15 protein-coding genes are annotated in these 14,550 nt (G+C 36.0%); 14 read left to right on the forward strand and 1 reads right to left on the reverse strand.

Translation table 11 applies throughout. The features are described from left to right. Positions 1-193 precede the first annotated feature (193 nt). From PTRA_RS08250 to PTRA_RS08290, 9 genes are all read left to right on the forward strand, one after another. Entirely contained in the window at positions 194-610 is a 417-nt protein-coding gene (locus PTRA_RS08250; protein ID WP_058373406.1) for a LexA family protein, read from the forward strand. After that, the gene (locus PTRA_RS08255; RefSeq protein ID WP_058373407.1) at positions 595-1,854 is read left to right on the forward strand and encodes a Y-family DNA polymerase; all 1,260 of its coding nucleotides are present in this window, start codon (positions 595-597) and stop codon (positions 1,852-1,854) included. The genes PTRA_RS08250 and PTRA_RS08255 overlap by 16 nt, the downstream gene beginning before the upstream one ends. A 615-nt stretch (positions 1,855-2,469) precedes the next feature. Next, positions 2,470-3,363, forward strand: coding sequence for a hypothetical protein (locus PTRA_RS08260; protein ID WP_058373408.1), 894 nt, complete (start codon positions 2,470-2,472; stop codon positions 3,361-3,363). 143 nt (positions 3,364-3,506) lie between these two features. Continuing rightward, complete coding sequence (locus tag PTRA_RS08265) at positions 3,507-3,746, forward strand: hypothetical protein (protein WP_058373409.1); 240 nt, start codon at positions 3,507-3,509, stop codon at positions 3,744-3,746. Positions 3,747-3,757: 11 nt separating this feature from the next. Then, positions 3,758-4,342, forward strand: coding sequence for an ABC-three component system protein (locus tag PTRA_RS08270; protein ID WP_058373410.1), 585 nt, complete (start codon positions 3,758-3,760; stop codon positions 4,340-4,342). Next, on the forward strand, positions 4,332-4,556 hold the full coding sequence (locus tag PTRA_RS08275; RefSeq protein WP_058373411.1) for an ABC-three component system middle component 6: 225 nt from the start codon (positions 4,332-4,334) through the stop codon (positions 4,554-4,556). Before PTRA_RS08270 ends, PTRA_RS08275 begins: the two co-directional genes overlap by 11 nt. Next, a complete protein-coding gene (locus tag PTRA_RS08280; RefSeq protein WP_058373412.1) occupies positions 4,546-6,237 on the forward strand; it encodes a DUF2326 domain-containing protein in 1,692 nt (563 codons plus the stop codon). Before PTRA_RS08275 ends, PTRA_RS08280 begins: the two co-directional genes overlap by 11 nt. An 89-nt stretch (positions 6,238-6,326) precedes the next feature. Beyond that, entirely contained in the window at positions 6,327-6,653 is a 327-nt protein-coding gene (locus tag PTRA_RS08285) for a hypothetical protein (RefSeq protein ID WP_083497515.1), read from the forward strand. A 120-nt stretch (positions 6,654-6,773) separates the two neighbouring features. Further along, positions 6,774-8,465, forward strand: coding sequence for a P-loop ATPase, Sll1717 family (locus tag PTRA_RS08290; protein WP_058373414.1), 1,692 nt, complete (start codon positions 6,774-6,776; stop codon positions 8,463-8,465). A gap of 129 nt (positions 8,466-8,594) precedes the next feature. On the opposite strand, the gene PTRA_RS08295 is transcribed toward PTRA_RS08290, so the two are convergent. Continuing rightward, entirely contained in the window at positions 8,595-9,218 is a 624-nt protein-coding gene (locus PTRA_RS08295; protein ID WP_010388419.1) for a tyrosine-type recombinase/integrase, read from the reverse strand. A 351-nt stretch (positions 9,219-9,569) separates the two neighbouring features. On the opposite strand from PTRA_RS08295, the gene PTRA_RS08300 reads away from it, so the two are divergent. The 5 genes from PTRA_RS08300 (at position 9,570) to PTRA_RS08320 (ending at position 14,481) form a co-directional block, all read left to right on the forward strand. Continuing rightward, complete coding sequence (locus PTRA_RS08300) at positions 9,570-10,337, forward strand: DUF1883 domain-containing protein (RefSeq protein ID WP_058373415.1); 768 nt, start codon at positions 9,570-9,572, stop codon at positions 10,335-10,337. 388 nt (positions 10,338-10,725) lie between these two features. Then, the gene (locus PTRA_RS08305) at positions 10,726-11,163 is read left to right on the forward strand and encodes a hypothetical protein (protein WP_058373416.1); all 438 of its coding nucleotides are present in this window, start codon (positions 10,726-10,728) and stop codon (positions 11,161-11,163) included. Between the two features lie 273 nt (positions 11,164-11,436). Further along, positions 11,437-12,351, forward strand: coding sequence for a hypothetical protein (locus PTRA_RS08310; protein ID WP_058373417.1), 915 nt, complete (start codon positions 11,437-11,439; stop codon positions 12,349-12,351). 485 nt (positions 12,352-12,836) lie between these two features. Then, complete coding sequence (locus PTRA_RS08315) at positions 12,837-13,499, forward strand: hypothetical protein (protein ID WP_058373418.1); 663 nt, start codon at positions 12,837-12,839, stop codon at positions 13,497-13,499. Positions 13,500-13,824: 325 nt separating this feature from the next. Then, entirely contained in the window at positions 13,825-14,481 is a 657-nt protein-coding gene (locus tag PTRA_RS08320) for a hypothetical protein (protein WP_140391187.1), read from the forward strand. Positions 14,482-14,550 lie beyond the last annotated feature (69 nt).

A 14,550-nucleotide genomic window follows, 5' to 3' on the forward strand; every position in this document is an offset into this window, starting at 1 on the left:
AAGTTCATAATTCCTTCGTCAAATTTTAACAAACGAAGGCAGGTTTTCCTAACTGTTAAAAAAGGGTTTTTAATGTTTAGGTATGAAGACTGTTTATATCAGCCTTAATAAAAATATCGTCTTCACAAAAAGAATCTTGGCTTAATTGGAATCTTAAATTACACTGTACATATAAACAGTGCTTGAGGTGTGTATGTTCGTTATTCCAATTTTTATAGAAGCAGGTATCACCGGCTTTGAATCTCCTGCTGCAGAATATGTAGAGCTAGGTATTTCAATCGATGAACTAATCATTAAACACCCGAATGCCACTTTTATTGGTATAGCTTCTGGGCAATCCATGCAAGAAGTAGGAATATTCGATGGTGACTTATTAGTCATTGATAGAGCTGAGGATGTAAGTACCGGCGATGTCATTGTTGCAAGCTATAACGGTTCGTTTGTTTGTAAAATCATAGATAAATCGCAACGCTTACTTATCTCTGCCTCTAAAGATTATAAGTCTGTTTATATCTCTAATGATGATGACTTTAAGCTCGAAGGTGTCGTTACTGCGAGCATCCGCCTACACAGAAATAAAGCTGAAGTGAATCGATGTTTGCCCTCGTAGATGCAGTTGCATTTTATGCCAGTGCGGAGAAGGTGTTTGACCCATCCATTCGCTTTAAACCCGTTGTTGTTCTAACAAATAACGATGGGTGTATTTGTGCAATATGCCCTATTGCTAGAAAGCTTAATATCCCGAAATTTGAACCTTACTTCAAAATTAGACCCTATTTAGAGCAGCATAATGTCGTCGTGCGCTCTTCAAATTATGAACTCTATGCTGATTTGAGTGAGAGAATGATGACGGTCATTAATCGTTTTTGTGATGACCATTATGTTTATAGTATTGATGAGTCATTTTTACGTTTTACTGGTTTTTCTAAAATCATCAATGACTGGGCTGATTACGGACACACAATACGGCGAGCGGTATGGCGCGAAACAGGATTGCCTGTTGGTGTAGGCTTTGGCATTACGCCTACGTTAGCTAAAGCTGCCAACCATGCGGCAAAAAAACTCTCTGGTTATAACGGAGTTGCTGTTATTAATGATGATATATCACGCCAAGAAATCCTGACGCGTATGGATGTTACCGATGTCTGGGGTATTGGCTCTCGACTCGGTAGAAAACTTAAGATCATGGGGATTAAAAGTGCATGGGATTTAGCAAACCAGAACCCTAAAGCAATGCGACACATGTTTAGCGTTGTTGTTGAGAGGACCGTAAGTGAGCTTAACGGCATCGCCTGTTTAAGTTGGGATGAAGTAAAACAGAATAAAAAAGAAATCTACTCAACGAGAAGTTTCGGGGAAAGAGTAAGTGATTTAAATACATTAAAATCAGCCCTCGTAACACACGCAGCGATTGTTGGCCGCAAGCTAAGAAAACAACAGTCATTAGCAAAACGACTTGTTATATTCGCTGCAAGCTCGCCACACGAAGACGCGTATTATAAGAAATCTTTGCTCTATGATTTTCCTATACCTACATCAGATACCAGTGTTATAGCCAATGCTGTTTCAGATGTTATTGATGATATTTTTAAGGCTAACACGCGCTTTTATCGCTGCGGTATTGGCGCAATAGAGTTAGAAAGTGAGTTATTTCAACAAGCCGATATGTTCTCTGTAAGTGAGGATAAACCTAAAATGATGGAATGCTTAGATGTAATAAATAAACGCTATGGTGTAGGAACTTTATCTATAGGTAGTGAAAAGCTAACAAAATCATGGAACATGAAAAGGGCTTTTTTATCGCCCCACTACACAACCCGCTGGTCAGACATTCCTATCATAGATTGTGATTGAATTAGTTAAGTTAATATTGAATATGTTCCATTCCGACCAATAAAAGCATGAACATTTGTAGTTAAGCTCGGTTGTGGCTTTTTAACAACTTTGAATTTTAAGTCTTTGTTACCAAACTCATCTAGACTTGGACTAAAAGCAAAATGGACTTCCCAGCTTTCACTAGACACCGGCTTATAATCTTAAAGTACAAAACGGAAGTAAACTTCCGGCTTGTAAGCTTGTATTGGTATATTCCGAAATTAAACTTCCGTTTCTAGGGCTTTAAAGGTAGTTATCGGTAATATACTTCTTTTTTTGATAGCGTTAACCTAGATAGCTATATGAACAACTTTTCGGGGTCTCCTTTGAGCGAAAACCGGACACTGAAAAAGTTAAATTTATTCCTACTTCTTTGAGTAGGAGCCTAATTTTGTCCGATAACATTATTAAACGCCGTTTTGGGGCAAAATAACATGCTTAATTCCTAGCTGTTTTAATTACTTGTTTACAAAGGTAATTATTGGTGAAATTATCAGGGTATGTAATATACGCCGTTTTGGTGTGTTATAAACCACCAAAATGGTGTTCAATAAGCTGTTATGTGTTCCTCAGAGTATTGGTGTTAATTAAATTATGGAAGATCTAAGAAGAACATGTTTCTTTTGTGCCGAGAGAATTGAAGAAAAGAAAACTCTAGAGCATATTATTCCTAATAGCCTTTTAGGAAAGCTAAGTATTAAAGAAAAAACAATAACAGGGCAAAAAGAAACTCAATATAGTCGAGTAAAAGTACCTGCCCATTCTACTTGTAATAGTGGATTTGGAAGTGACTTTGAAAACAGAGCGCTTGAGCTACTTGAGGATCCTGATTTGTTGTATGAAAGTATAACGAATGAAGAGGGTGGCATAGCAATGATGTATGGCCCTGACGAATCAGATACCGCAATAATTACTACATGGTTATCAAAGATTTATTATGGCTTGTTTTACTATGATCTCATTTCCACACAAGATGATGATTGGAGAAATATTTGTTCGAGCGTGATAGCTAATGATAATTTTGAATACGTGCGCCGTTCATACAAAAATGGTCATGGATTCCAATTACCTTCAAGCTTATATGTATTTAAAACAAATAATTTAGATACCGACCTAACTACTTTCATTGAGCCTAGCAGTATAATGTTAAAGGTAGGGGCAATAACATTAATACTTTGTATCAGTGATGGTTACTTAACTAAGAATTATCTGAACGGTGATACGCTAGAGCGGTTAAGGAAAAATATTCAAACTGAAGATGAAACGAATATAAATTTTCCATCGCATAAAATGGCTTTTGCGGAAATATTGGCACTTCGTAGTTGTATTCCCAAAACCCCTAAGTTCGTCACTAGTGATAATCAAGTAATTAACATGAGTTTATCTACAATGGTTTCCAATCCAGACAAGTACTACCAAATAAATGATGATAGGTATAAGGAAGCTAGAATTGAGATACTTGGTAAGTTTGGTATAAAGTTAGGTTAAATAAACACATAGCAAGGCGTTTAAACGGAACAAAAACAGTGGGTTACGTTTCTCTTCGCTACACATTATAACCCACAATTTTTGTCCGCTTAACGCGGCGTTAGTTTTCTCATCAACATCATCATTTATCAACAAGGATAGAAATGGATACTTTCATTGAATTTGTAAAATCAGACATTGGGGTCACGCTGGCTTGGCTATGTACTGTAGGAAGTACATTGTTTGCGGTGATTGCATCAAAGAAAAATAAACAGTTGAAAATAAAAATTGGCGAAATAACAAAGAATTCAACAGTAGATAATAGTAAGGATAGTGTTATGCAAAACGGCCAGAAGAATGTATATACAAAGACCAACTCTGGCGGCATGAAAATTGATATGTAAGGACTAAACTCTTGACCATAGGAAATGAAGGGGGTAAACCCCCAGCAAATAAAACAGTTCACGTTGAACGTAATGCTGGAAATATCATAATCGGGGATTCACCCGAATATGAGATCAGCTCGGCTATAAATGAATTGCTAAAGTCATTAGCTAACAAGCCGTTTACGTTTAAGAAAAGCAGAAGACGCCCATCCTCTGAAACAGTTGTGAAGATTAAATACAATAGTCTTAAAGCTAAAAGTCATATCATAAAGCAATACTTAGATCATTCCTCAAAAGTAGAAGAAGCCTATTCCGAGATAGACTCATTGATAACTTTTGGAAAAGATACAATCCTGCAAAATTTAAACGATTTATACTATCTTGCTTTAGACGCTGTTGAAATCGACTATCTAACTTGCGATATAGACATAGCTAAAATCAGAGAAAATTCAGAGTTCATTTTGGATTTTATTATTCAAAGATTAAAAAACACCGTATTTGAATCAAAAAACACTCCAGCTTACAAAGAGCATGTTGAATTGGGCGTGAATGTCGTCGTCGCTCATGCTTTTATTGAGTGCATAATTATGGAAAACCCAACTTATGATTCCTAGAAATGGTTGTGACCCAGAAATAAATATTGTAAGTATCGGAGCAAAAATTCTAAAGCAAGTGGCAGAGGAAAATCCGTCCTTGGATGCGATACTCACTGACTGTTCTTCAGATCTAAAAGTATCGATTGACCACATTATATTGTCATTAGATTGGTTGTTTGCAATTAAGGCTATTGGGATTAATGGAACAGAGGTTTTTATAAATGAAGCTTGATAACCTTGAAATAAAGATAAATAGCGAAGTAAAAAGATTGGTTAAATTCGAGACAGGCCTTAACCTCATCACAAACAAGCCAAATTCTGGGCGTACAGGAAACAGCGTCGGAAAATCAACATTATCAAGAGTGGTTGATTTTCTAATGCTAGGAAGCATAGACAATATTTACATCGATGAAGAGTTCAAAAAGCCAAACCTTGAGATAGAAGCGCTTTTTAAGAACAACTTTGTAACTGCTTCTCTCAGTTTCTTTGACTTCTCAAACAAAATAAATCAAATTTCTCGAAATCTATGTGTTGGTGGAGAATCTGAATCTAAATTCTGGGTAAATGGTGAAATTGTTGAAGAAAAGGGATATGAGTCATTTATTCAGGATAAAATCTTTAATATATCTACTAGAAGGCCTTCTGTTCGAGCTGTAGCGCCTAAATTCATTAGAAATGACAGTCATAGAATGTTGAGTACGACCAAGTTTCTTGATAAACGACAAGGCCCAAAAGATTACAGCGAACTTTTTTTATACCTTTTCGGCTTCAACAATACGTCTTTACTTACAGAGAAAAGAGATGCAACGAATCTGGTTAATAGACGAAAAAGAAATTCCACTTCAATCAATGCTCTAGTGAAAGAGCAAAAGCCAACAAGTGAGATCAAGAAATATAAGGCAGATGCTAAAGAGCTAGAGAACAACCTTTTAACATTCGAATACTCGTCAGAATATTCTAATCCAATAGAAAGGCTTTCAGAACTACAAGTAAAAGAAGACAGATATACCGAAGAGCTTCTATCAATACAGCGAAAAGTAGACAATATCAATCATACTATCGAACTATTATCCAAAGACAAAGATGGTTATTTAATCAACGAGCTTAAAGCTATATATAGTTTTTCTGGTGTAGCAATTGATGGAGCCTTAAGAGAACTTGAAGACGTTATTTTGTTCCATAGAAATCTCGTTGAAAAAAAGAGGCGCTTTCTTACGATTGACTTGCCTAAATTGGATGAGGAATCTGAAGGTCTTCAAGCAGAGCTCAGTTCAATACGGAAAGATAAGTTACAAGTTTTTTCTGATATGAGGTCTAAGGAAAGCTTAGACAATGTGACTAAAAATCTGAAACGTCTTGGTGAGCTTAAAGTTGAACTTGGAAAGTTAGAAGGTCTAATGGAGCAGCAGTCCAAGGCAAAATTAGATCAAACTGAAGCTGAAGCTCAATTGCAGAAAATCCTTGAGGCTATTTCCAAAGAGATTGACTATGTTTATGAGTTTGAGAAAAAATTCAATACACATTTAGGATCTCTTACTAAAAGTCTTCACGATGAAGAATACAGCATAGACTTAGAATTCAATAAGGATAGTGGTACTTGTTCTATAGAGCTCAATAACTCAGCAACTAATCCTGAGGGTGGGAAGAAGAAAGCCGAAGTCATTGCTTTTGATTTTGCATATATACATGCCATTAATGAGTTAAAGCTGAATCGACCAAATTTTATATTTCATGACAGTATTGAGGATATTGACCAAAAACAGATTGAAGATATTTTCAAAGAGGCAAAGAAACTCCCGGGTCAACAGATTTTGTCAATGCTATCAGATAAAATATCAGAAGAAACTTACAAGGAGATATCCAAAAATGTAATCTTATCTCTTGATGAGGATGAAAAGTTCTTTTGTGTTTAAACAAAAAACTAACAAGTCAAATCACTCGGACGCAGCGAAGCTGCGCCGGTGTTTGAGGCGTTATGTGTTTCAGGAGTATGGTGTTTTCAATGGATAATGATGACGTAAAAATTGTAGAAGCAAAAATGGAGTTAGAACGCATTTCTGAGCTTCAAAAGTATAAAGAAGAATTTGATAAGCTTGGTTCAAATGACTGGGGGCTTAAAGACTTTCTTTCTATTATTGCGCCATTTGGCTTACTTCTACTTGCAAATAGTTTCTTTACAATCGAGAGTGAGTTATTTCAAATAATGTGCGTTATTTTCGTTGCCTCATCTTTTGTTCAAGGCATGGTTACCGCTGAAAGTAAAAAGACAAACCGCAGAATTGATATACTGCTCAAAATCATCAAACAAGGACAGAGTAAAAACACATAACAACACGCCCTGAGGTGGACAGCAAGCACTAAAGCTCACTTTCCACCGCAAGTTTAGCCAACAGTCAATTGCCCCTTAGCAAAGCGTTAGGCATATCAAGGTAGAGGGATTTATCGTTCAATGAGTCAAAAAAAATCAACGCCATCACTTCCAGATCCATTTCCAACGGATAAACTTCGTTTACTTCAGTTCGGAAGTGCTGATGGTCATAGAGATAAAGTTGCAGAGCATGCGTTTATAGAAACTTCATCTGTAAAACAATTTTATTTGAATCAACATTCAATAATTGTAGGAGCAATAGGAGCTGGCAAAAGTACTCTATTTGCCCTATTGAAGAATCATTCAGAAAAATTAGAATCATATAAAGATGATTTGATCGTACCTTTAGAAGAGGCTTTGTCATTTAATGAACTTGCTGATTTTGTTAAAAATCATTATCCAGATAAAGATGAAAAAACACTTTATCAATTATTATGGAAGTTCAGTATATTATTAAAAATCGCAATTGAATTATCAAAGCATGAAGGCTTTCCAAATAACGATTATGAGAAGGCAGTTAACAATTTCTTAGATGATTCAAATAGTTCAGATGCTTATTCAAATATCCTTAATAAATTTAAAAAACTTATTTCTAATGCAAATGTAAAATTTGAAGCTAAGGTTGGTGACAACCCTATAGCTATAGAAGCAGGGTTGTCTGATAAAGAACCAAAGCCCCAAAAGAAAATTAACCTTGAAGAAGTTCAAAGAGCTATATCCGACTCAATAAAAGTTCGTAATTTCAATTGTGCGACTGTGATTATTGATAAAATAGACAAGTTTATGGCTGGTGCTGAATATAATGTCCAAAGACAGTATATAGGTGCATTACTTGAAGTTGATGATGATCTATCGGCTATTCAAAACATTAATTTAAAAGTTTTTATAAGAGCAGACCTATTTGAAAGATTAGATTTCGCAGCTCTTGGTTATGACAAAGTCCATGATAACGTAATTAGATTAAAATGGAGCCACGATGAAACTCTACGTTTTTTAGCAACAAGGATAATGGTTGGATTAATACGAGCGAAGATATGTAGACCAGAAGAGATATTTCAGTCTACAGACTTAACTGAGTTTGATTTGACTTGGAGAGAAAAGTTATTTCTAAATCCTAGTGTGCCAAATATTGTTAAAAACCTGATTAATAAAAAAGAAAAATCTGAACGCGTTACAAGTATGTATGGGAAATTTGATAAAGCGATAATCACTAAAGTTTTTCCTCGTTGTGCTATTCACTTCTGCTCAAAAGAAAACAAGCAGTCAGAATTAGATATTTTTGATTTTATAAAATCTCATTTTTTAGATGGTAACGGAATATGTACTCCAAGGTATATGTTAATTTTCCTAAAAGAAGTTGTTGAACAAGTCGCCTCATATTATGACGAAAACCCTGATCAAGTTTCAGAGCTAGTTTTAGTGGAAAAAGATTTTGAGTGGGATTTATTTAAAAAATATTGTGTGTATCAAGCTTATGTTACAGCGAAAGATATATATATAAAGAACATTGAAACTATAGACTCTACATGGACTAAAAATGTAAATGTCCTTTTGGCAAAAAGAGGTAACAAAACAAAGTTTGATTATAAATGGATTAGAGCCAACATTCCTGATATTTCAGAAAGTGAAGCAGTAGATTTCTTGTCATTTCTTCAAGTTATTGGTTTTTTGAAAATTTCAGATGCACATCAAGATATAAAAAAGAGAGGTTATGAGCTACCTATTCTATACAAGCTTTCGAATATGCCTAACAAGCCAATTAAGCGGGACTAAAAACAGTTTGCTCGGTTTCGCTTCGCTACACATTTTAGCAAACAATTTTTAGCCCACTATTGGGGCGTTACCACCGTCCGCTCATGGCACGTGTCAGACTCTAACTTCGAGTCTGGCTTAGGTTCAAATTTAAGCATCGATCTGTTCTGATACTTCTAACGCATCATCAACTTCTATTCCCAAGTACCTGACTGTGCTCTCCAGTTTTCTATGGCCAAGTAGAAGCTGACAGGCTCTTAAATTTTTAGTTTTTTTGTAAATTAGTGATGGTTTGGTACGTCTCATAGAATGAGTGCCATATTGAGTCTTATCTAACCCAATTGAGGTGACCCAAGAATCAACTATACGTCCATATTGACGGGTTGAAAGGTGTTCAGAGGAATGAATTCGTGACTTAAACAAGTAATCATAAGAATTGAGAGTAAATTGCTCTATGAGCGCCACAATTGATTTCCTTGTATTTCCAGTAATTTCAAATTGAACAGGCATACCAGTCTTTTTTTGAACGACTATTGCCCTTGATTGGATTGTTTTACCATGTGCGATGTCATTAACTTTTAGTGAAACTAAATCACACCCTCTTAGTTTGCTATCTATGGCTAGGTTAAATAGTGCTAGATCTCTTATTTTATGAAAAAGTTCTAGTCGTATTCGGATAGCCCATATTTGCTGTAATTTTAGAGGTAACTTTTGTCCTACAAGCTTATTTTTATTCCAAGGCTCTTTAGGCTGATATATAGTTAACTGGTGCATTAGTTGTACTCCGGTGTTTATGGAGTTTTAAGCTTAGCTCGCTACAAAAGAATTCGGGTATGAGCGATAACCAGTCATTGGGGTTCGTTAAATATCGTCGTTAACTGATTGGTCAAACTGTCATTTTCGTTTATATTCATGAAAATGAGCGCCGAGCGCATATTGTTCTATTTAACTTTTCTTTAAAGTTTTAGAAAACTTCGTGATAGTAATACCTTAGGTTATTTGTTAAAACTATATAATGTAGAAAAATGAGCGTAGCGTCGGCAGAAACATGCGCGATGAGCGCACTATTAAATTGTTATGCCTTTTTAGTCATCTGCAAGGCTCAATATATAAATAAGGATATCAATGAATTTTTTACAGTTCGACTTAGGAAACCTCAAACGGGGTGAGATTGTTGAGGTAACACTAACAAGTGGTGCCAATGTAAGATTAATGACTAGTTCAGAGTTTAATAATTACAAAAACGGAAGAAAGCATAGGTTTATTGGCGGACTAGCTAAAAGATCACCTGTAAACCTTCAAGTAACAAGTTCAGGTCGATGGTACGTTGCTGTAGATATGCAAGGACTTCGAGGTTCAACAAAAGCATCCGTGAGAACACTTCCAGGAATGTTACCTGAAATACAAGAACGACCATTATCAGAAGTGCCTAGCCTAGTTAGGGATAATGTTCCTCCTCCTCTTGAGTCTGGTGGTGAAACTCACGATGTATTCATATCTCATGCATCCGAAGATAAAGATGATTTAGTTCGCCCTTTGGCAAACGCTTTAATTGCCAAAGGTCTAAATGTTTGGTTTGATGAAATGACACTTAGAATTGGTGATAGTCTAAGACAAAAAATTGATAAAGGGCTAGCTAATAGCCGTGTAGGTTTAGTGGTTTTATCTCCATCCTTTATTAAAAAAGGTTGGACTAACTACGAACTCGATGGAATTGTCACAAGAACAGTATCAGGCGAACAGGTTCTTCTGCCTATTTGGCACGATATCACCAAACAACAAGTTGTTGATTTTAGTCCTTCTTTAGCTGACAAAGTCGCTCGTAGTACAGCAACTCATACAATAGATGAGATCGCTCAGGAGATATATGATCTTCTTGAGTCTAAGGCATAACAGGTACTTAAACGCAACTAATACAGTGGGTTAGGTTTAGCTACACTACACATTATAACCCACAATTTTAGTCCGCTTAGTGCGTCGTTACCACTGTCTGAAATTGGCACTGAGCCGAATTTCGGCATAGAGCGATAACCAGTCATTGAGATTGGCTAAATATCGTAGTTAATTGATTGGTCAAACTGCTCTTTGCTCATATATTCATAGAAATGAGCAACGTGCGTATATTATTGCATTTAACTTTACTTAAAAGTTTTAGAAAACTTAATGATAGTAATACCTTAGGTTATTTGCTAAAACTATATAATACGAAAAAATGAGCGTGGCGTCGGCAGAAATATGCACGATGAGCGCACTATTAAATTGTTAGGCTTCAGGGGTATCAATGTTAGATAGTAAATTGGTTTCATTACATAAGCATTGGATTACTGCCGATGCCATAAAACAAGTTGTTAGCGCGCCAGTTGATGAGGAAACAGGTTTACCTGAAGAGCTTCAAGAACTTGCAAAATACCATTCAATGTTTCAAAGATTAACAGTGTTATATTCTCTTCTCTACATTGTAGTTGAAGGCTATCGAGAATTGAAATATGAAAATAAAATTATAGATGATTTGTTAGCAAATGAGGATTTCGTAGATGCTTTACGACTATTTAGAAATGCAATATTTCATTACCAGAAACAACCAATTCCTGAGAAAGCGATGAAATTTTTAGAGCTCACGGAAAGCGAATTATGGATACGTAAATTGCATAGCTCTTTTGGGGCATTCTTTGAGAAAGAGTTACCAATAGGTGAAACTCTCAATCAGCTTAAAGCCTAACAAGGCATTACCAATGTTCGCTCATGGCACTTAGCTGATCTTCGTCAAAGAGCGATAAGCTGTCATTCAGGTGAGTCGTCATTAACTTAGTAAGAATAAGAGAGGATTTTCATCTTTTTTACATGTTTATATAAGCTACAGAAAGAATAATATTTATAGCTGGCAATAGCTTACAGTATTTTCTATTAATATAAATTCACAAAATAAGGACGTTTTCGCGCTAAAATAGGGAAAGTGTCCTCTGATAAAGTTGTTATATTCAAGGAGTGATCAATGAAGTTCTCAGGTAAGTCGATACGAACATTAACCAAATTAATCAAGGTAACTGGTGCCGCGACTAAAGTTAGGTTAACTGTCCAACTAAGCAGTATTCCCCAAGAGTTACTCGTTCAACTAGGCTTTGATAACACTCCTGAACAAGGAGACTTCTTGATACCTTCTTCATTGGGTAAATTCACAAGTTTTAATGTGAATGGTGCTACCAAAATTAGAAAAGATCTCCCCTTAGAGCCTGAATCAGTGATGTTCTATGGTTCATCAAGAGATTGGCACGGAGGAATTCACTACGGAATTAGGACGAGAACCATTGATAAATACCCACGAGAGTATATTTCCGCACCATCTGAAACCTTTGAAATAGTCAAAATTAAGGGAAATTTACATCTTTCTTCTTCGGAGTTAGATTTAAGCGATAAAGATGAAACACGAAACATCCATGTTACCAATATGATGCTGGAGTGCTTTTCTGAGTTCGACATTTACGATTTGGAAAAAGAAGAAATAGTTGGACCGAAGCTAAAGCGATTGCAGTGGGATATATTGCCTCAAGGAGAGTCACCTTGGATTAAAGCAAAGCCAATTATCCTCAATAGAACTGAGCACCTTCCGGAGAAAGATAAAAAAGTAATTGAACATAGAATGAAGGTAATTTCTCGAAGAGAGCCTGATTTTTTAGCCACAGGAAGAGCCGGTTTTAGCGGGTATTTTGTTTACGGCTTCAAAGACAAAGACGTATACGTTTTAGAAAGTATGGAACTTGATAATGCAACATACGTTTTCAATAGTGACTGGGAAGCGATATCAAAATTAACCAAAAGCCAAATTATCAATAGCGAATTACCGCATCAACGAATTATCCACAATAAAAAATGGAATGTATCGCTAGGCCGCGCGATATCTGGAAATTAAATATAACAAGCAATCAAGAAGGACTAAAAACAGCTTGCTCGGTTCCGCTTTGCTTCACATTTTAGCCTCTTATTGAGGCGTTACCAATGTCCGCTCATGGCACAATTGCTAAGTTAGGCTGTGAGCGAATTTGAGACATTGACCAAAGTGCAAAAATTGCACATTGGTCACCACCTCTAACTCAGAGGCGTACTTCGGCAAAGAGCGATAACCGGTCATTGAGATTAGCTAAATATAATAGTTAATTGATTGGTCAAACTGCTCTTTACTCATATATTCATGAAAATGAGCTGCTCGCGCATATTGATCTATTTAACTTTACTCAAAAATTTTAGAAAACTTAGTGATAGTAATACCTTAGGTTATTTGTTAAAACTATATAAAGCAGAAAAATGAGCGTTAAGTCGGCAGAAATATGCGCGATAAGCGGACTATAAAATGTTAGTTTTATATTTGAGTTATTCAGAATTAAAGGTGTCAACTAGTTGAAAAATGTACTTATATTTATGGTTGTTGGATTGTATCTGGTAGCTTGTGGCTTTTTCATTGGTGTTACAGATAGAGCGGCTATGTTTGACGGGGTCAAATGGACTGATGTTGGTACTTTAGTTGTTACATCTCTTGGTTTTATTTTTGGTTTCTATACCTACTTTCAATGGTTAAATAACAAGCGAAAGGAGGATTCATATTTAGTCGCCAAAAGATACATCGCTGCTATAGATGAAATAGAAGAAAACTTACATGAGTTGCGATTTCATTATGATCATATATGTCCTACACCAGGATTGATGGTTGAGGATAAAGATGTATCAATCAAACGTATTGAGCATCTTAATATTGTTTGGGGCAACCTATATCAAGCACGGCGAAACCTTTATAAATCTAATAGAGAGCTATCATTCTGGAATGTTTGTCTAGCTAAAGAGGCTGTAGAAGACTACAACTATTTGAATAAGTCACTGGACAATATTAGTGTGATATCTTCAGTTTTGAACAATCAATTATTCCATTTTGTAAGCAGTAGACAAAATATGGATGGAGTGATTCGAGAGAAGCAAAGGTTTGACGAGTTACATGATTCAGTTCATAAAATCATTCAACATCGCGTTGATTGTGGCTTTAAGTCAATGTTTACCTTCGAAATATAAATGTAACGAAAAAAACGTTCAAGAGTAACTCCAAACGTGTGCTAGTTTTGCTGCGCTCACAATATGGCACACGGTTGTCACACTTTAACGTGGAGTTGAGGCTGCAGAATTACTTTTTTTAAGGAAAACAGCCTGTTTTATGTGTTCCAAATGCATTACCTAATGCTCTAAAAAGGCTTAGAGTGAATTGTAGGAGCTATTTTTTAATTGAATTTGACTGTTGGAGTTATTCTACAGTCTAGTTAGGCAATAAACCAATGGAAGTTTGATGCTCAATAGTAGGTTTTTCGATAAAGATAGAAGTGTTCAAGAGCGGTGGTTTCGAATGAAATTCCACAGAAATTTTGGGCTGCAGATAAAAGCTGTTTTCTTGTGGCGACTTTACCGTAAATTGGAAAAAGAATTTAAAGCAAAAGATAAAGTTATAAACGGAGCTATAGAAATCACAGTGAAAGAATGTAAGAAGGTCAATGAGGAGCTGTTTCCTGCGACAAAGCAGTTTCTAAATATTGGCCTGTATTTCTTGCTTGCTGAGAGAGATATCCAAGCTTTAAAAGCTGATGCTTTCGCTCATCCTAATGAGACAAAAAGGAATATTGCGTTACGTGCACTGCTTTTAACCATTTATGAGTGGGATATGGGAAAAGTTACTGGACGGCGAATGCAGTTTATATACGAATCGACAGGATTGTCTGATTCTTCAAGGAGTATGGTTGTTGATGCCCTAAAAAAATTAAAGAAAGCAAGAAAAGCAATTGAAAATGAAATTTCTGAGGCAAGGCACAACACTATTGCCCATAGAGAGGCCGACGCTCTACATCAGTACGAAATTATCTCAGAGCTGAAAATCATGGATTTTTCCATAGCTTTGACTGGTTTGTACGAAGCATCAGATATGCTGTTGAAGTCTTTGGTAAAAGCGATGCTTGAAATTGGTACGACGGAAAACCTGTTTAATCAGGTGAATTATCGAAAAAAATAGCCTAACAAGCTGCTGCCGACGAGCGGCAGAGTGCAGAGTTACTAATGTCCGCAATTGGCACATATGCGT

The organism is Pseudoalteromonas translucida KMM 520, assembly GCF_001465295.1.
GTDB classification, from domain to species: domain Bacteria; phylum Pseudomonadota; class Gammaproteobacteria; order Enterobacterales; family Alteromonadaceae; genus Pseudoalteromonas; species Pseudoalteromonas translucida.